We start from the raw sequence: 17,621 nt of genomic DNA on the forward strand, positions 1-17,621 counted from the left end.
GATGAACTTTGAAAGAACACCCGAGCAAAACGCGATAGTCGATGCGGTCACGCAGCTTTGCGCGGACTTTGGTCCCGACTACTGGGCCGAACTCGATCGCGAGCACCGGTTTCCCGAAGCGTTCCATCAGGCAATGGCCGGTGCCGGATGGCTTGGCATTGCCATGCCGGAGCAGTTCGGCGGAGCTGGGCTGGGGATCACCGAGGCCGCGCTGATCATGCAGACCGTGTCGGCGTCGGGGGCCGGATTCTCCGGTGCATCGGCGATCCACATGAACGTATTCGGCTTGAATCCGGTGGTGGTGTTTGGCACGCCGGTCCAGCAGGCCGCGGCGCTGCCGCCGTTGATCGCAGGCCACGAGAAGGCCTGCTTTGCGGTAACCGAGCCCGATGCCGGCCTGGACACCACCCATCTGAAGACGCAGGCCGTGCGCACCGCCGATGGCAGCGCCTATCGCGTGGATGGCCGCAAGATCTGGATCTCCACCGCACAAGTGGCTACGCGCATGCTGCTGCTGGCACGCACTACGCCGCTCGATGCCGTAGCCAAGCCCACGCAGGGTTTGAGCCTGTTCTATACCACGCTCGACCGCAACCACATCGAAGTGCGCGAGATCGACAAGATGGGTCGCGGCGCGGTCGATTCGAACATGCTGTTTATCGACGGGCTGATGGTACCCGCCGAGGATCGCATCGGCGAGGAGGGCAGGGGGTTCGAATATATCCTGCATGGGCTGAATCCGGAGCGGATCCTGATTGCCGCCGAAGCCGTGGGCCTGGGACGCGCCGCGCTGGAGGCCGCCACGCGCTACGCGCGCGAGCGCACCGTGTTCGGGCGACCGATTGGACAAAACCAGGGTATCCAGCATCCACTGGCACAAGCGTGGATGGCGCTGGAAGCAGCTGACATGATGGTCTGGAAGGCGGCCTGGCTATATGACAACGGCAAGCCTTGCGGCGCCGAGGCCAATGCGGCCAAATACCTCGCCGCCGAGGCCGCGCACCAGGCGTGCCAGACGGCAGTGCTGACGCTGGGCGGCATGGGCTATGCGCGCGAGTATCACGTGGAGCGCTACCTGCGCGAGTCGTACATTCCGCGCATCGCCCCGGTCAGCGCGCAACTGATCATGTGCCATATCGCGGAGCGGGTACTGGGGTTGCCGAAGTCGTATTGAATGACTCAGGGTTTGCTCCCCTCTCCCATGCAATGGGAGAGGGGCGGGGGAGAGGGCCAGCATATCAAGATGCGATATCGGCAATTTGAACCTCGTTGCCCTCTCCCCCAACCCCTCTCCCGCCGTGCGGGAGAGGGGAGCCAAAAAGCAAAAAAGCAAAAACCAAAAAGCAAAACCAGAAAAAGAAAAAGCCCCGGAACTCTCCGGGGCTTCCTCATTGCAGGTTTCCCGCTACCGCGCCATGTGCTTCAGCCAGATAAATGGCTGAGGCGCATGGCGCGGCGCGCGGCGGCATGTCCTTCCCATCAAAGAGTCCATGCCGCGCAAACTTGAACGACCCTGCCCGCCGTTCAGGCCGCGGAAATCGATATTACTTGCCTAGCTCGTGGCCAATCACGCCACCGACTACGGCTCCGCCGACCGTGCCGGCCGTGCTACCGTTGGTGACCTCGTGGCCGACTACACCGCCGGCGACCGCACCGGTTGCCGTGCAACCCGAGATAGCCCACCAACATGCGCCCACTGCGAGCGCGCCTGCGAGTCGTTTCCACATGATGCGGTTCTCCGTGCAACGTCGTTTATTCCAACGTCATTCGTTCATCACGCCTCAAGCATAGGTGTGAGCGCGCTCGTGGCCTCTCGGGCGGGCGCTGATTGCAATGTAGGAGTTTGTCGGACGATGTCCGTGCGGCAGCAATGCACTTGTTGCACAATCCCGCTTTAGTCTGGGATGAAACCGCCGATAACCCTTACGGATAGCGGGAAATTCACGCCCGGCCTCCGACTGCCACCAGAATCGCGGGTCCAGAAAGCCACTGCCCCGTCACGCGCTCCCATGATCTCCCCGAGTTACGACGCGTCCCTCGTCCTGTTTTCCGTGCTTGTTGCGGTGCTGGCGTCCTATACGGCGCTGGACCTTGCCGGGCGCATCTCCACTGCCGAACGCGGCCGCTACGCAAGGATGTGGCTGGCCGGCGGGGCCATCGCCATGGGCCTGGGCATCTGGTCGATGCATTTTGTCGGCATGCTGGCGTTCAGCCTGCCGATTCCGCTTGGTTACGACCTGCCCATTACGGGGTTCTCGCTGCTGATTGCCGTGCTGGCCTCGGCGTTTGCCCTGCATCTGGTCAGCCAGGACTACCTGCCGGGCAGGCGGCTGGTGCTGGGGGCGCTGGTGCTGGGTGCCGCGGTGGCCAGCATGCACTACACCGGGATGGCCGCGCTACGCATGCAGCCGGGCATCGACTATGACCCGTGGCTGTTCCTGCTGTCGATCGTGATTGCGGTGGTCGCGTCGGGTGCGGCGCTCTGGATCGCCTTCAGGCTGCGGCGGAACATGCCGCGCGTGCATCAGTTGCGTTTCGGTGCCGCGCTGGTCATGGGCGGAGCCATCGCGGCGATGCACTACACGGGCATGGCCGCGGCGCGATTTCCGTTGGGAAGTGTTTGCGGCGCGGTGCGCGACGGATTGGATAGCCATGCGCTGGCCTTGCCGATCCTGGTCATCACCGTCTGTGTACTGGCAATGGCGCTGATCACGTCGGTGCTCGACATGCGCCTGGAAATGCGAACTGCCGTGCTGGCCGATGCGTTGGGCGTGGCCAACCAGGAGCTCGAATTCCTGGCCCTGCACGACAAGCTTACGCACCTGCCCAATCGCGTGCTGCTGGAAGATCGCTTCCAGCAGGCGATCCGGTCCGCAACGCGACAACATGGCACGTTTGCCGTGCTGTTTGTCGACCTGGACGGATTCAAGGCCGTCAATGACACGTATGGGCATCAGGTCGGCGACAGCCTGCTGGTGGAAATTGCCAGCCGGCTGCGCATGTCGACGCGTTCCGAGGACACCATCTCGCGGGTAGGCGGCGACGAGTTTGTGGTGCTGGTACGGGTCGATGAACCTGCCGATGCCGGCGTGGTGGCGGAAAAGCTGATCGAAGCGCTGCGCGAAACCGTGCACGTGGCAGGGCACGTGCTCAATGTCTCGGGCAGTATCGGCATCGCGCTGTTTCCGGCGGACGGTGCCGACCAGGACGCGCTGATGACCAATGCCGACGCCGCGATGTATCATGCCAAGGGCGCCGGCCGCAACGCCTACTGCTTCTTCGAAAGCTCGATGAACCATAAGGCGCGCGCCCAGCAAACCTTGATCCAGGACCTGCGCGGCGCGTTGCGCAACGATCAACTGCAACTGCATTACCAGCCAAAGTTCGCGGCATCGGACAACCGGCTGGTCGGTGCCGAGGCGCTGCTGCGCTGGAACCATCCGGTGCAAGGTCTGCTGATGCCAGACCAGTTCATCACGCTGGCCGAAAAAACCGGCGCCATCGTGCCGATCGGCAAATGGGTCCTGAACGAAGCCTGCCGTCAGCTTGCCACATGGCATGCCTTCGGAAACACCGGCTGGTCGATGGCGGTCAACCTGTCGGCATTGCAGTTCTGCGATACGGGCATGATTGAATCGGTGGAAACGGCATTGCACGAGCATGGGGTTCCGGCCGCATGCCTGACACTCGAAATTACCGAGAGCACGGCAATGCGCGATGTCGAGGAAACGCTGGACATCATGACGCGTCTCGATGCAATGGGCGTACGTATTGCGATCGACGACTTTGGTACCGGCTATTCGAGCCTGCTGCACCTGAAGCGTATTCCGGCCAGCGAACTCAAGATCGATCGCGGTTTTGTGCGCGATCTGGCGGAAGATTCGGAAGATGCCGCGATTGTGTCCGCCATCGTGGCGCTGGGTCGCACGCTGAATCTGCAGGTGGTGGCGGAAGGGGTGGAAACGGCTGCGCAGCAGTCGTTCCTGGCAAGTCTGGGTTGTGATGCGCTGCAGGGCTACCTGCTCGGCAAGCCGGTGCCCGCGGCGCAGTTCATGAGTCTGGCGGCAACGTCAAGCTAGCGCGCCGCCGCGCATGGGGTCAGTGTGCGAATCAGGCGCCGTCGCTGAACGGATCGCGCGCGCTACGCACGTCGCGTGCGCCGTCGGTGAAGACATCGCGGGTGCCAACGCGAGCGCCGTCCGAGTAGACGTCGCGCGTGCCGATGCGATCGACATAGCCATCGCGACTGGTGACGCGTGCGCCGTCAGTGAACGGGTCAGGATTGCGCGGGGCAGCGTTGGCCAGGCCAGCGGCGCCAGCCAGCGTTGCGGTCAGTGCGGTGTAGAGCAGGGCTTTCTTGAGCATGTTGGACTCCTTGCGGTTCGAGGTTGGAGGCAGTTGGGCCGTTAGTACCGGTCGTCGTGCGACCTTGAACCGAAGTCTATTCACGCGGCGCCCACGCCAACATGACCCATCAATGACATTGCTGTCATTCGATCCCGACGATCCGGACGTCTTGCCACATGCGCTTTGCGCTGCAGGAACATCCGCCGCTGGACAATGTATTCCGCCGGTTTTCGCAATAGAAGGGCCAACACCCTGTAGAATCCCGGTCTGGCCTGCCGGTTTTCCTGCCCGGGCCAAATCCCCCGAATCCTTTTCCCCAGCCCGCCCGACACGGTGGCGGGCGCGCACGATAAGTCATGTCCGAGTCTGTAGCAGCCAAACAAGCCGCGGTGGCATGGATCCGCGAGCAGATGGATCTCCATGGCCTGACGTTCGACCATCTTGTCGAAGCAGGCTGCTTTGCCGAACACGATGAAGATGGCCAAGGCGAGCTGTCGTTGAACGATGCCGCCCACGCGCCTGCAGCTTCCGTCGCACCCGCAGCGCCGGCGATTCCCGCCGCGCCGCGCGTGATCTACCGCAATGCCATGGGGCAAACGTGGGACGGTACCGGCGAGTATCCTGACTGGCTCCAGCGTGCTGTCAACGCCGGACAATCCATCGATTTCTATCGCGTCGAATAAGCGACCAGCGCATTGGCCGCGCACGCGGCACAGGCGTTGCACGTGCTACCGGCAGGGCGACGCTGATGACCGTTGGAATGATTGGGGGTATCGCAGCCGGGCTGCAAATCGTGCCACACTGGCATGTCATCGCCCGCGCCATTCGCGCGCCCCTGGCAACGCGTGTGGTCGACGCGGCCAAGCTCGGCTTCCGCCTCGGCCTTGATGGCGGCATGGCGTTCGGGCATCGACAATCCGACTGCCTGCGTTACGCTGCAAGCCATCGTGACCGCTGCCGCGCGCGGCACAGGCAGCGCAAGCATTGCAAGACACAACAGGAAGCTGGCGAACAGGCGTTTCATCTGGACCTCGGGCGAACTTAAGTTGGATTTGGGTCGAACTCAAGTCGAACCGCGGGTGGACCTGGACCGGCAGGTTGCCGGATTCGGAGCAGCCGGCATTGTACTGGGTTTGCCTGTGGCAAACCGCAAGGTCAAGATGACATTCGTGCAATGTTCGCCCAAATGCGGCGAACCTCGGATAGTGTCTGGGTTCTGCAATAAACCGGAAACGCGAACTGGCCCGATGCCAGGCGTGTGAAGTGAATGACCATGCGCATCCTGATTGTCGAAGATGAACCGAAAGCGGGCGACTACCTGCTGAAGGGTTTGACCGAGTCCGGCTTCGTGGCCGACCTGGCGCGCGATGGCGTGGACGGGCTGGCCCACGCGCTGGAACAGCACTACGACCTGATCGTGCTGGACGTGATGCTGCCGGGCATCGACGGCTGGCAGGTGCTGCGAGACCTGCGGCGTGACAAGGACACCCCGGTGCTATGCCTGACCGCGCGCGACGAACTGTCAGACCGCCTCAAGGGGCTGGAACTGGGCGCGGACGACTATATGGTCAAGCCGTTCGCATTCGCCGAGCTGGTTGCGCGCATCCGCACGATCCTGCGCCGCGGGCCGTTGCGCGAAAGCGAGTTCATGGAAGTGTCGGACCTGCAAATCGACACGATCCGCCGCCGCGTCACGCGTGCCGGCCAGAAGATCGACCTGACCTCGAAGGAATTCGCGCTGCTGCAACTGTTGGCGCGGCGGCGTGGCGAAGTACTGTCGCGCTCGCTGATTGCGTCGCAGGTGTGGGACATGAACTTCGACAGCAACACCAATGTCGTGGACGTATCCATCCGCCGGCTGCGTGCCAAGGTCGACGACCCATTCCCGAACAAGCTGATCCACACCCGGCGTGGCATGGGCTACGTGCTCGACGAATCCGATGAAGCCTGAGCGGCGAGCGCTGAGACATCTGCTACGCGCACGCCGGGCGCTCGACGCGTGGATGCCATCGTCGTTGACTACGCGGCTCGCGCTAGCGTACGGGCTGACCACGGCCGCAATCCTGGTCGGGGTGGCGACCTATCTGGCGAGCGCACTCGGCAGCCAGTTGCAGTCGCGCGACGAAAGCGAGCTCGTCGGCGAGGTGCTGCTGGTGCGGCACCTGCTGCGCGAGGTGGCCGACGAAACCGAGATTCGTACCGATACGCACCGCTTTGCCGATATCGCGATGGGTCACGAGGGCCTGATCCTCGTGGTGCGCACGCCCTCGGGCGATCCGCTGATTTCACTGAACCCGCACAACGAACCGCTGCCGCCGCTGCGCGTGCTGCCGGCAGGCACTGCGCCTGACAAATCCCAGTTGCAAACCTGGCATCCGCGCAACGGCGTGCCGTCGCGCGGCATGGCGGCACAAGGGCAGATTGGCGATACGGGCCGCACGGTGGAAATCATTGTGCTTAGCGATGCCGGATACCGCGTGGCACTGATGCGCGAGTATCGCAGCGAGCTGCTGGGTGCGGTGCTGTGCGGCGCGATTGTGGCGGCCGGGCTGGGCTTCCTGCTGGCGCGGCGCGGCCTGCGCATGTTGCGACGCATGGCCAGCGACGCGGCGGCGGTGACCACCAGCCGGCTGGCCACGCGGCTCGACGTTGGCGGGGCGCCCGAGGAATTGCGCGATCTGGCCGGGGCGTTGAATGGCATGCTGGCGCGGCTGCAGGACAGCTTTACGCGCTTGTCGCAGTTTTCCGCCGATCTCGCGCATGATTTCCGTACGCCGATCAGCAACCTCGTTGGGCAGACCCAGGTAACGCTGGCACAGCGCCGTACGCCGGCAGAGTATGAAGCACTGCTCGAATCGAACCTGGAGGAGTACGAGCGGTTATCGCGCATGATCGAGAACATGCTGTTCCTGGCGCGTGCGGACAATGCGCAGGTGGCACTTGGTGCGCGGCCGCTCGATGCCCGCGCGGAACTGGACAAGGTGGCCGAGTATTTCGAGGCCGTGGCGGCGGACCGCAACCTCGTGGTATCGGTGACCGGCCATGCGACCGTGATGGCCGACCAGACCTTGCTGCGGCGCGCGATCATCAATCTGCTCGACAACGCACTACGCCATGCGCCGCCGGGCAGCGCGGTCTGTATGGCGGTATCGCGCAACCATTCGACGCATACCGCCATCAGCATCGTCAATGGCGGTCCCGCAATCGCCGCCGAAGCCCTGCCGCACCTGTTCGGACGTTTCTACCGCGCAGATCCGTCACGACGTAATTCGGCTGGCTCCACGGGTCTGGGACTGGCCATCGTCGACACCATCATGCGCTTGCACGGCGGCAGCGTGTCGGTGGTCAGCGTGGAAGACCAGACGCGGTTCGAGCTGGAGTTTCCTGATAGCTCCGCCGACAAGGCTGGCGCATAGCGGGTGTTTGCTCCCCTCTCCCGCGATGCGGGAGAGGGGCTGGGGGTGAGGGCAAGCCTTTCAAGCCGTGCCAGCACGTCGGCCATGCGCCAACCGGTACAACACCGGCAGCACCAGCAGCGTCAGCGCGGTCGACGACAGTATCCCGCCGATCACCACGGTGGCCAGCGGACGTTGGACTTCGGCCCCGGTGCCAGTGGCAATTGCCATCGGCACAAAGCCCAGCGAAGCCACCAGCGCCGTCATCAGCACCGGCCGCAACCGTGTCAGTGCGCCATCGAATACCGCTTCGTCGAGCGAACGTCCTTCTTCTCGCAGGCTGCGGATGAATGACAGCATCACCAGCCCATTGAGCACCGCAACACCCGACAGCGCGATAAACCCGACCGCAGCCGAAATCGACAGCGGAATGCCGCGCAGCCAGAGTGCCAGCACGCCGCCGGTCAACGCGAACGGAATTCCGGTAAATACCAGCAGGCCATCGCGCAGATTGCCGAACATCACGAACAACAACACTAACACCAGCAGCAGCGCCACCGGCACCACGATCCGCAGCCGTTCGGTGGCCGATTGCAGCTGTTCGAACGTACCGCCCCAGGCAATCCAGTAGCCGCTCGGAATGGTTACGCGCGAGTCGATGGCCGCCATCGCGTCCGGTACGAAACTACCCACGTCGCGGCCGCGCACATTGGCGCTGATGACGATGCGGCGCTTGCCGTTCTCGCGCGAGATCTGGTTCGGGCCGGGGGCGATATCAAGCGTGGCAATCTCGCCGAGCGGGATATAACTGGTGCCGATGGCACCGGAGCCGGAGTTGGAGCCCTTCGGTAATGGAATCGGCAGGCGGCGCAATGCCTCCACATCGGTACGCACCCCCTCAGGCAGGCGCACGCCGATATTGAAGCGGCGGTCACCCTGGTAGAACACGCCCGAGTCACGACCGCCGATGGCAATGGCCACGGTATCCTGCACGTCGACCATGTTCAAGCCGTAGCGTGCCGCGCGCGAGCGGTCGACATCAACGGTCAGCACAGGCAGGCCGGTGGTTTGCTCCACCTTGACCTCCGTGGCGCCCGACACCGATTGCAATACCTGGGCGATCTTCTGCGCCGTGGCATCGAGCACGGCGTTGTCATCGCCGAACAGCTTCACCGCGACGTCACTGCGCACGCCTGAAATCAGTTCGTTGAAGCGTAGCTGGATCGGTTGCGAGAACTCGTAGCGGTTGCCGGGGATGGTCTCCAGTTCGGCCTGCATTGCCGCGCGCAACGATTCGCGCGTGCGTGACGGGTCGGGCCACTGATCCCGTGGCTTGAGCATGATGTAGGCATCCGACGCATTGGGTGGCATCGGGTCCGAGGCAATTTCCGCGGTACCGGTGCGCGCGAATACCCGCTCGATCTCGGGAAACTTCGCCTTGAGCCGCGTTTCGATCTGCTGCTGCATGGCCACGGACTGCGTCAGGCTGGTGCCCGGTATGCGCAATGCCTGCACCGAGAAATCGCCTTCATTGAGGTTCGGAATGAATTCACTGCCCAGGCGTGTCGCCAGGAGACCGCTGAGCAGTACCGCGACGGTTGCCGCGGTCAGGACCACCGGGGTATTGCCAAGCGCTCGCTTCAACACCGGCTCATACCAGCGCCTGGCCCAGGCCATCACGCGGTTTTCCTTCTCGTCCACGCGGTTCCCGATAAACAACGCCACCGCTGCCGGTACGAACGTGACCGACAGCAGCAGCGCGCCAAGCAAGGCCACCACCACCGTCATTGCCATCGGGTGGAACATCTTGCCTTCGACGCCGGTCAGCGCAAAGATCGGCACATAGACGATCATGATGATCAACTGGCCGAACACCAGCGGACGACGTGCCTCGGTGGCAGCGGCGAACACTTCCTCGAACCGTTCCTCGCGCGTGAGCGGCCGTCCGAGCCGCTCGCGTGCGTGGGCCAGGCGGCGCACGCAGTTTTCAACAATGACCACCGCGCCGTCGACGATGATGCCGAAATCCAGCGCACCCAGACTCATCAGGTTCGCGCTGATCCGGTAGGTCACCATGCCCGAGAACGTAAACAGCATCGACAGCGGTATCACCATGGCGGTGATCAACGCGGCGCGCAGGTTACCGAGGAACAGGAACAGCACGGCGATGACCAGCACCGCGCCTTCGAGCAGGTTCTTCTTGACCGTGGCAATGGCCTTGTCCACCAGCGTCGTGCGATCGTAGACCGTTACGGCCTTGACCCCGGCGGGCAGCGATTTGTTGATGGAGGCCATGCGGAGATCCACCGCGCGCGAGACCGCGCGGCTATTCTCGCCAATCAGCATGAATACGGTGCCGAGCACGACCTCGCGGCCATTATCGGTGGCGGCGCCGGTGCGCAGTTCGCGACCCAGTCCCACTTCCGCAAGATCGCGGATGCGGATCGGCTGGCCTTGCGCGGTGCCGACGATGACTTCGCGAATATCGTCGATCGATTTCACCTGTCCCGGTGCGCGCACCAGATACTGTTCGCCACGCCGTTCGATATACCCGGCGCCCACATTGCTGTTGTTGCGTTCCAGCGCCTGCACCACGTCTTGCAGCGACAGGCCGTACGAGGCCAGCTTCTCCGAGTTCGGCGCTACCAGGTATTCCTTGGCAAAGCCCCCGATCGAGTTGATTTCGGTAACGCCGGGCACCGTGCGCAACTGCGGCTTGATGATCCAGTCCTGGATCTCGCGCAGGTCGGTGGCCGTGTAGGCCGATCCGTCCGGCTTGCGCGCGTCGGGTTCGGCCTCCACGGTCCACAGGTAGATTTCGCCCAGGCCAGTCGAAATCGGCCCCATTTGTGGCGCGATACCGGGCGGCAGGTGTTCGCGCGCCTCCTGCATGCGCTGGTTGACCAGTTGCCGCGCAAAGTAGATGTCGGTGCCGTCCTTGAAAATCACGGTGATCTGCGACAGGCCATAGCGCGACAGCGAGCGCGTCTGTTCCAGCCCCGGTAATCCCGACATCGCGGTTTCCAGCGGGTAGGTCACGCGCTGTTCGGCTTCGAGCGGCGAGTATCCAGGCGCGGCGGTATTGATCTGCACCTGGACGTTGGTGATGTCGGGCACCGCATCGATTGGCAAGCGGTGATAGTTGTAGAGGCCGAGTGCGGCCATGGCCAGTACGGCCAGCATGACCAGCCAGCGCTGGGCAATCGAGAACCGGAGGATGCGTTCAAACATGGTGGCCCCCGATCAATGCGCGTGCTCGGCGCTGGCCTTGCCCTGTTCGGCCTTCAGCACGAAGCTGTTGCCGGCCACGTAGCGCGTACCGGGCGCCAGTCCGTCGACGATCTCGATGCGCTTGCCGTCGGTGCGGCCGGTCTTGACGGCACGGGCGGCGAAACCGCCGGGCACCTCCACGTACACCTGCGGGCGGTCGCTATCGGTTTGCAGGGCTTCGCTGTCGATCACCACTGCGGCATCGGTTTCGCCCGTGGACACGCTGACCGTGACAAACAGGCCTGGACGCCAGGCCATCTCGGGATTGGACAATGTCACGCGTGCGGTGGCGGTACGTGTCTGCTGGCCAAGCAGGGCACCCACGTAGGAAATCTTGCCGTCCGCCTTGCCATCGAACGCGGCGGAGGCCACACGCACGGCCTCACCAAGCCTGACATGCCCGAGGTCCTTCGGCGCGATCACGAACTCGGCCCACACCGTGGTCAGGTCCGAGATGGTGAACACCGCGGTCTCCGCCGCCACCGCTTCACCCAGGGCCAGGTGCTTCTCGACCACGATGCCGTCAAACGGCGCGCGCAACTCGAACTGGTTGATCGCACGTGCCGACGTGGTGGCGCCAATCGCGGTCAGCTTCTGGCGGGCATTCTGCTCGGAGATTTCGGCTTCCTGCAACGCGGTACGCGCAGCCAGGAAGTCCTGCTCCGCGGATACCTTGTCTTCCCACAGCTTTTTCTCGCGTGCGTAGGTTGTGCGCGCCAGTTCCAGTCGGCGCTGCGCGGCCAGCAGTTCACTGCGTTGGTCGGACAGTTGTGTACTGGCAAAGACGGCCAGCAGGTCGCCTTTCTTCACGCGCTGGCCCAGGTTGGCGACCACCGCTTCGGCAACACCCGCCACCCGTGGCACCACATGCGCGGTGCGATCCTCGTTGAACTTGATCTCGCCGGGAAATTCCACCGCGCTGCGGATCTTGCCCGGACCGGCGGTGGCGATGACGAGATTGGCATTGCGGATCTGTTCCGGCGTCAGCGCAATCAGGCCTGCGGGTTCATTGGCGTGTCCGGCTTCTGCGGATGATGCGGGGCTGGCGTGGCTGGCTTCGCCATCCTCGTGGCCTTCGTGGGCATGCTCGTCGCTGCGGCCGGACAGCAATAGCGCCAGCGCGGCAATCAATCCGGCGATCACGATGGCGGCAATGGCCACGCCCTGTTTGCGAGTCAATGTCATGACGGTGTTCCTTGCGTTGGCGCCTCAGCGGCCAAGAATGCGATCGATCGTGGTGGCTGCCTGCCAGCTGCCGGCAACCACGCCGAGATAGCGGATGCGGGCCTGGAACAGCGTGCGCTGCGCGTCCAGCACGTCGAGATAGTTGAACTTGCCGGCCTCGAAGCCCTGTGTGGCGGCCTGCAACGCGCGCTCGGCGGCGGGCAGTACGGTTTCGCGCAGCGTCAATGCGGAGGCGCGCGATACGGTGAGCTGGCTCGACGCCTGCTGCAGGTCGTGGTCCAGGCGCAGGCGCGTGGCGCGCAATTCGTCGGCGGCCTTGTCTGCCTGGCGAATGGCCGTGTAGAGATTGCCCTGGTTGCGGTCGAACAGCGGCAGAGGAATGGCTACGCCAAGCACCGGGAAGGTGCCGCGCTCGGGCGCACCGTTGTCGCGCTTGGCCCCCACGCTAACCGTTACGTCCGGGTACTGGCGACTGCGCTGCACATTGATTTCGGCCTGGCGTCGGTCCAGTTCGCGCTCACTGGTCTGCAATGCGGGTGCACTGTCCAACGACTGTCGCAACAGCGCGGCCTCGGGACGCGCGGGCAGGGCGTCGAGGCTGCCGTCGGCATCGGTAAAGCGCGGCGACGGGTTGCCCCAGAACGTGGCCAGGGTCTGGCGGCTGGCCGCCAGTGCGGCGTTGGCTTCGGCGCGTTCCAGTTCGGCGTTGGCCTGTTCGACCTGGGCCTTGGTCTCTTCAACGGGAGAGATCTTGCCTGCCGCCACGCGCCGTGCCGCGGCTTGCGCTCCGCGGGTGGCGATGTCGACCGACCCGGCCGCCAGCCGCACGCGCTCCTGGGCGATCAGTACATTGAAGAATGCGCCGATCACGCTGGCGCGCAAATCGGCCTGCGCGGTACTTAGCTGTGCCTGCGCGACGTCGCGGGCGCGCTGCGCCGCGCCAATCCGCGCGCCACGCTTGCCGCCAAGCTCCACTGGAAGATTTATCTGGCCCGTGGTGGTGCGCGTGGCCTGCCGGGTATCTTCCATCAGCACCGCGACTTCAGGGTTCGGTATCACGCGTGCTTGCGTGATGCCACCTTCGCTGGCATCGACTTCGATCCGTGCAGCGGACAGTGTGGGGTTTTGCGCCGCGGCCAGGGCCAATGCGGCGTCAAGGCTCAGGCGACCGACCGGTTCCTGGGTGGGCAAGGCGGCATCCTGGGCGGATGCCATCGGGCTCAGCAATGCGACCGCGAACCCCAGCGGCAATAGAAGGCTTCTCATCGAAATTCACCAGTTCAGGCAGGAGAAAATCGGCGAGACGGCCGCCGTACCGGTCAGCGGTACAGCGAATGCGGATGCAGGTCTGCGTCTCGCCGGCTAGGCGAAACGTGACCACTGAGGGCGGTCCGGGACTGGGGAGGGTATCGAGCCGAATGCGTACAGGCGTGGCTGGTAGCGCAAGGTCACGTAGTGGTAGTCGCCGGGCAGGCTGACTTCGGCGAATACACCATGCGATCCGGGGAAATGGCAGACCGTGCAGTCGGCGTCAGGCAGTTTGGCCGCCTTGCCGGCGCCTTGATGACTCTCTGCCTTGTGCTCGTGCGTGTGATGACCGAAGTGCGATGTCACGGCGGCCGGCTGGTCCGCTGTCTCGTGTGCGCAATAGGCCGCTGCACCGGCCCAGGCGAACTGGAGCGGCAGCAAGATCGACAGGAAGACGAGCAGCAGGCGGCGCATGGGCAGCGATTATAGCGGGGGCATCCGAGTCGGACATTACTTTGCTGTCATGGGCGCAGGGTTATTGCACCCGCGCTTGACCCTGAAGTGGCTACAGGGTCTTCAATGGCAGGCAACAACGCAAAAATGGAATCTGTCATGGCTCGCTCCACCCCAGAGAACGTCATGCCGCCCTCGTCGGCGGCGCACGGTCACGGGCACGATCACGACCATTCGCATGATCACGGCCACGAACACGAGCATGCCCACCATCATCACGACCACGCACACGACCACGCACACGACCACGCCGCCAGTTGCTGCGGTTCGGTGTGCGGGTCCACGGTCACCATCAGCGAGCCGGTAGCGGCGCCGGCCGGCACGCGCGCGGCGGCCTACCGCATCGACGCCATGGATTGCCCCACCGAGGAGACCTTGATTCGGAACCGGATCGGCAATATGGCCGGGGTCGCGGCGCTCGATTTCAACCTGATGCAGCGCGTGCTGACCGTGCACCATACGCTCGACACCCTCGACCCGGTGGTCAAGGCGATTGCGTCGCTCGGCATGAAAGCCGAGCCGCTGAGCGACGAAGGCGCCACCGCCGCAGCATCGGAACCGGCCAAGCCCTGGTGGCCGCTGGCATTGGCAGGGGTAGCCGCCGTCGGCGCGGAAGTGGCCGAATGGTTCCAGGTCGCTACGCCTTACCTGCCAGCCGCGCTGGCATTGGCCGCGGTACTGGTCGCGGGGCTTGGTGTCTATCGCAAAGGCTGGATTGCCGTGCGCAACGGCAACCTGAATATCAATGCGCTGATGAGCATTGCGGTCACCGGCGCACTGCTGATCGGGCAGTGGCCCGAAGCGGCGATGGTGATGGTGCTGTTCGCGCTTGCGGAACGCATCGAGGCGGCATCGCTGGATCGTGCGCGCAATGCGGTGCGCGGGTTGATGGCGATGGCGCCGGAGCAGGCCACCGTGCTGCAGGTGGACGGAAGCTGGCAGGCGGTAGCGGCGCGTGGTGTGGCCGTCGGTGCCACGGTACGGTTGCGCCCAGGAGAACGCGTTGCGCTTGATGGGCGGGTGTTGCGCGGTCAGTCCGCGCTCGACCAGGCGCCGATTACCGGTGAGAGCGTGCCAGTCGACAAGACCACGGGCGACGCGCTTTACGCAGGATCGATCAACCAGTCGGGTGAACTCGAGTACATGGTGACGACGCCGGCCAACGATTCGACGTTGTCGCGCATCATCCACGCCGTGGAGGCCGCCCAAGGAAGCCGCGCGCCGACCCAGCGGTTTGTGGACCAGTTCGCGCGCATCTATACACCGGTGGTGTTTGCGATCGCGCTTGGCGTGGCCGTGGTGCCGCCGCTGCTGATGGGCGGTGCGTGGCTGGCATGGATCTACAAGGCGCTGGTGCTGCTGGTAATCGCCTGCCCGTGCGCGCTCGTGATCTCGACACCGGTCACCATTGTCAGTGGCCTCGCGGCGGCGGCGCGCAAGGGGATTCTGGTCAAGGGCGGTGTCTATCTGGAGCAGGGCCATCGTCTGGCGTGGCTGGCTCTGGACAAGACCGGCACGCTGACGCACGGCAAGCCCGCGCAGACCGATATGGCGCTGTTGACTGACGATGCGCCCGACGCACGCGCGATTGCCGCAAGCCTGGCCGCGCGCTCCGACCATCCGGTTTCGCATGCGGTGGCTACGGCCGCCCAGGCCGCAGGCATCACGCTATCCGAGGTGCAGGATTTCGAAGCATTGCCGGGGCAGGGCGTGCGCGGCGTGATAAATGGGGTGACCTATTGCCTTGGTAACCATCGCCTGATTCACGACCTCGGCGCATGCTCGCCGGCGCTCGAAGCGCGGCTGGAGGCCATCGAGCGGCAGGGCAAGACCATCGTGATGCTGGCAGCCATGGCGCAACAGCCAGGCCACACGCCGCGCGCGCTGGCGTTGTTTGCTGTTGCCGATACGGTGCGCGACACCAGCCGCCAGGCCATCGAGCAACTGCATGCGCTGGGCGTGAAGACGCTAATGCTGTCGGGCGATAACCCGCACACGGCGCAGGCAATTGGCGCAGCAGTGGGTATTGATGAAGTGCGCGGCAATCAGTTGCCGCAGGACAAGGCAGACGCCATCGCCGCGCTGACCGGGCAGGCTCATACGCACGCGGGCAAGGTTGGCATGGTTGGTGATGGCATCAACGATGCGCCGGCATTGGCGCGTGCCGATATCGGTTTCGCAATGGGTGCGGCCGGTACCGATACTGCGATTGAAACCGCCGATGTGGCGCTGATGGACGACGACCTGCGCAAGATCCCGACCTTCGTGAGGCTGTCGCGCCGTACGTCATCGATCTTGAAGCAGAACATCGCGCTGGCCCTAGGCATCAAGGCCGTGTTCCTGGCCTTGACCGTGATGGGCATGGGCACCATGTGGATGGCCGTGTTCGCCGATATGGGCGCGAGCTTGCTGGTGGTGTTTAATGGACTGCGGCTAACGCGTAAGACTGCTTGAGCCGTCGATGGCCTGTCGGTTGTTTGACCACCAGCACCGCAAGCTACGCCCAAGCGCAAACAGACTGTAGTGTCTTGGCTCCCTCGCCCCGCATGGGGAGAGGGTGGGGGAGAGGGGTGGTACAGCAAGGAACCACATCAAGCAAGGCCGTCGGTTTGTTCCGGCACGGCGGCGGTATCCGATGCGCCGGCCCTCTCCCCCAGCCCCTCTCCCGCATGGCGCGAGAGGGGAGCGAAACCAGTCGGGGAACTCTACGGCTGGATAATCAACTCACCGCTGCGGCCCGGGATTTCGCCCCAGGTGACCGGCAACTGCGGCAGGTCGTTGCGGTCCAGATGCCGGTAGTACGTGGCCATCGACACAAGGTCGTGTCCCTGTGCGCGCCAGCCTGCCAGCAGCCGCTTGAACACAGGTGCCAGCTTGCCGCCCTCGAGTTCGGTATGCAGCGTGAAGACGTGGTCGGCATCGCTTTCAGTGAGCTTCAGCACGGCCTCATGCACATTGTCTTCGGTCAGGTCGTCCACGCCGATCAGTTCGTCCAGCGTGGGTAGCGTGGTAGGCATCTGCACGTGACGGCAAGGCTTGCCATCCACGGTTGGAATATACGGTCCCGTGCCACGGCCATCCGAGGCGTAGACCATGCCCCAGTCGTCGATCTGACGAAACGCCTCGTTGTTCATCTGCCAGCCCGCCGCACCATGGGTCGGTGGCGGCGCACCAAAAATATCGACGAAGCGTTCGAATGACTGCTGCATCTGGCGGCGCGTCCATGCGGCATCGCGCTCGCGGACGTTGTCTTGCCAGTACACGTGATCCCACGTATGGATGCCGCATTCATGGCCCGCCGCGGCGGCAGCACGCATTTCCGCGGCGCCCTTGCGGCCGATATCGGGCCCGGGCAGCAGCACGCCATACATCAGCGTGCGCAAGCCGTAGTTCGATACCACCGACGTGCGCGATACCTTTTTCAGGAAACCGGGCCGGAACACACGGCGCAGCGCCCAGCCCGTGTGGTCCGGGCCGAGGCTGAACAGGAACGTGGCTTCCGCCTGCTGGGCCGTCAGCATCGACAGCAACGCGGGCACGCCTTCACGCGTGCCACGCAGTGTGTCGACGTCTACCTTCAGGGCAATGCGAGCCATGCCGGGTTCAGTTGCCGACCAGCGTGCGGGCTTCCACGACCTTGTCGCGGTAGGCCTCGAAGATCTG

Annotated in this window: 15 protein-coding genes; 7 read left to right on the forward strand and 8 right to left on the reverse strand. The window is 64.3% G+C overall.

The window, feature by feature from the left end; translation table 11 throughout:
* Position 1 precedes the first annotated feature (1 nt).
* Together ACO550_RS16370 and ACO550_RS16375 are read left to right on the forward strand one after the other, a co-directional pair.
* Positions 2-1,174, forward strand: a complete 1,173-nt coding sequence (locus ACO550_RS16370; RefSeq protein WP_315592879.1) for an acyl-CoA dehydrogenase family protein — start codon at positions 2-4, stop codon at positions 1,172-1,174.
* An 85-nt stretch (positions 1,175-1,259) separates the two neighbouring features.
* Positions 1,260-1,442 (forward strand): hypothetical protein, encoded by a 183-nt coding sequence (locus ACO550_RS16375; protein WP_315592880.1) that lies wholly within the window; start codon positions 1,260-1,262, stop codon positions 1,440-1,442.
* A 102-nt stretch (positions 1,443-1,544) separates the two neighbouring features.
* On the opposite strand, the gene ACO550_RS16380 is transcribed toward ACO550_RS16375, so the two are convergent.
* Positions 1,545-1,727, reverse strand: a complete 183-nt coding sequence (locus tag ACO550_RS16380; protein ID WP_315592881.1) for a glycine zipper 2TM domain-containing protein — start codon at positions 1,725-1,727, stop codon at positions 1,545-1,547.
* Between the two features lie 282 nt (positions 1,728-2,009).
* Here ACO550_RS16380 and ACO550_RS16385 point away from each other — a divergent pair, with 282 nt between their 5' ends.
* The gene (locus ACO550_RS16385; RefSeq protein WP_315592882.1) at positions 2,010-4,079 is read left to right on the forward strand and encodes a putative bifunctional diguanylate cyclase/phosphodiesterase; all 2,070 of its coding nucleotides are present in this window, start codon (positions 2,010-2,012) and stop codon (positions 4,077-4,079) included.
* Between the two features lie 31 nt (positions 4,080-4,110).
* Here ACO550_RS16385 and ACO550_RS16390 read toward each other — a convergent pair whose 3' ends face one another.
* Positions 4,111-4,365, reverse strand: a complete 255-nt coding sequence (locus tag ACO550_RS16390; RefSeq protein ID WP_315592883.1) for a copper resistance protein CopQ — start codon at positions 4,363-4,365, stop codon at positions 4,111-4,113.
* Between the two features lie 338 nt (positions 4,366-4,703).
* On the opposite strand from ACO550_RS16390, the gene ACO550_RS16395 reads away from it, so the two are divergent.
* Complete coding sequence (locus ACO550_RS16395; RefSeq protein ID WP_315592884.1) at positions 4,704-5,030, forward strand: H-NS family nucleoid-associated regulatory protein; 327 nt, start codon at positions 4,704-4,706, stop codon at positions 5,028-5,030.
* Here the strand turns inward: ACO550_RS16395 and ACO550_RS16400 are convergent.
* On the reverse strand, positions 5,015-5,371 hold the full coding sequence (locus ACO550_RS16400; protein WP_315592885.1) for a hypothetical protein: 357 nt from the start codon (positions 5,369-5,371) through the stop codon (positions 5,015-5,017). The genes ACO550_RS16395 and ACO550_RS16400 overlap by 16 nt on opposite strands.
* Positions 5,372-5,620: 249 nt before the next feature.
* Here ACO550_RS16400 and ACO550_RS16405 point away from each other — a divergent pair, with 249 nt between their 5' ends.
* Both ACO550_RS16405 and ACO550_RS16410 read left to right on the forward strand, forming a co-directional pair.
* Positions 5,621-6,298 carry a heavy metal response regulator transcription factor gene (locus ACO550_RS16405; RefSeq protein WP_315592901.1) on the forward strand — a complete coding sequence of 226 codons (678 nt, stop codon included), beginning with the start codon at positions 5,621-5,623 and terminating at the stop codon, positions 6,296-6,298.
* Between the two features lie 52 nt (positions 6,299-6,350).
* A complete protein-coding gene (locus ACO550_RS16410; RefSeq protein ID WP_315592886.1) occupies positions 6,351-7,763 on the forward strand; it encodes a heavy metal sensor histidine kinase in 1,413 nt (470 codons plus the stop codon).
* Between the two features lie 60 nt (positions 7,764-7,823).
* On the opposite strand, the gene ACO550_RS16415 is transcribed toward ACO550_RS16410, so the two are convergent.
* The 4 genes from ACO550_RS16415 to czcI form a co-directional block, all read right to left on the reverse strand.
* Entirely contained in the window at positions 7,824-10,973 is a 3,150-nt protein-coding gene (locus tag ACO550_RS16415) for a CusA/CzcA family heavy metal efflux RND transporter (protein WP_315592887.1), read from the reverse strand.
* Positions 10,974-10,985: 12 nt separating this feature from the next.
* Entirely contained in the window at positions 10,986-12,197 is a 1,212-nt protein-coding gene (locus ACO550_RS16420; RefSeq protein WP_315592888.1) for an efflux RND transporter periplasmic adaptor subunit, read from the reverse strand.
* 24 nt (positions 12,198-12,221) lie between these two features.
* Entirely contained in the window at positions 12,222-13,463 is a 1,242-nt protein-coding gene (locus ACO550_RS16425; RefSeq protein WP_315592889.1) for a TolC family protein, read from the reverse strand.
* Positions 13,464-13,559: 96 nt separating this feature from the next.
* Entirely contained in the window at positions 13,560-13,919 is a 360-nt protein-coding gene (czcI, locus tag ACO550_RS16430) for a cation efflux protein, CzcI family (RefSeq protein WP_315592890.1), read from the reverse strand.
* A gap of 138 nt (positions 13,920-14,057) precedes the next feature.
* On the opposite strand from czcI, the gene ACO550_RS16435 reads away from it, so the two are divergent.
* Entirely contained in the window at positions 14,058-16,412 is a 2,355-nt protein-coding gene (locus tag ACO550_RS16435; protein ID WP_315592891.1) for a heavy metal translocating P-type ATPase, read from the forward strand.
* Positions 16,413-16,663: 251 nt separating this feature from the next.
* Here ACO550_RS16435 and ACO550_RS16440 read toward each other — a convergent pair whose 3' ends face one another.
* The gene (locus ACO550_RS16440; protein WP_315592902.1) at positions 16,664-17,554 is read right to left on the reverse strand and encodes a polysaccharide deacetylase family protein; all 891 of its coding nucleotides are present in this window, start codon (positions 17,552-17,554) and stop codon (positions 16,664-16,666) included.
* Positions 17,555-17,621 lie beyond the last annotated feature (67 nt).

This window comes from Cupriavidus sp. (assembly GCF_057315035.1).

Excerpts from the sequence above, each read along its gene's own strand:
- ACO550_RS16425 (WP_315592889.1), bottom strand. The coding sequence starts at position 13,463 with ATGAGAAGCCTTCTATTGCCGCTGGGGTTCGCGGTCGCATTGCTGAGC.
- ACO550_RS16390 (WP_315592883.1), bottom strand. The coding sequence starts at position 4,365 with ATGCTCAAGAAAGCCCTGCTCTACACCGCACTGACCGCAACGCTGGCT.
- ACO550_RS16415 (WP_315592887.1), bottom strand. The coding sequence starts at position 10,973 with ATGTTTGAACGCATCCTCCGGTTCTCGATTGCCCAGCGCTGGCTGGTC.
- ACO550_RS16395 (WP_315592884.1), top strand. The coding sequence starts at position 4,704 with ATGTCCGAGTCTGTAGCAGCCAAACAAGCCGCGGTGGCATGGATCCGC.
- ACO550_RS16440 (WP_315592902.1), bottom strand. The coding sequence starts at position 17,554 with ATGGCTCGCATTGCCCTGAAGGTAGACGTCGACACACTGCGTGGCACG.
- ACO550_RS16435 (WP_315592891.1), top strand. The coding sequence starts at position 14,058 with ATGGCTCGCTCCACCCCAGAGAACGTCATGCCGCCCTCGTCGGCGGCG.
- ACO550_RS16405 (WP_315592901.1), top strand. The coding sequence starts at position 5,621 with ATGCGCATCCTGATTGTCGAAGATGAACCGAAAGCGGGCGACTACCTG.
- ACO550_RS16420 (WP_315592888.1), bottom strand. The coding sequence starts at position 12,197 with ATGACATTGACTCGCAAACAGGGCGTGGCCATTGCCGCCATCGTGATC.
- ACO550_RS16410 (WP_315592886.1), top strand. The coding sequence starts at position 6,351 with ATGCCATCGTCGTTGACTACGCGGCTCGCGCTAGCGTACGGGCTGACC.
- ACO550_RS16400 (WP_315592885.1), bottom strand. The coding sequence starts at position 5,371 with ATGAAACGCCTGTTCGCCAGCTTCCTGTTGTGTCTTGCAATGCTTGCG.
- czcI (WP_315592890.1), bottom strand. The coding sequence starts at position 13,919 with ATGCGCCGCCTGCTGCTCGTCTTCCTGTCGATCTTGCTGCCGCTCCAG.
- ACO550_RS16370 (WP_315592879.1), top strand. The coding sequence starts at position 2 with ATGAACTTTGAAAGAACACCCGAGCAAAACGCGATAGTCGATGCGGTC.
- ACO550_RS16380 (WP_315592881.1), bottom strand. The coding sequence starts at position 1,727 with ATGTGGAAACGACTCGCAGGCGCGCTCGCAGTGGGCGCATGTTGGTGG.
- ACO550_RS16385 (WP_315592882.1), top strand. The coding sequence starts at position 2,010 with ATGATCTCCCCGAGTTACGACGCGTCCCTCGTCCTGTTTTCCGTGCTT.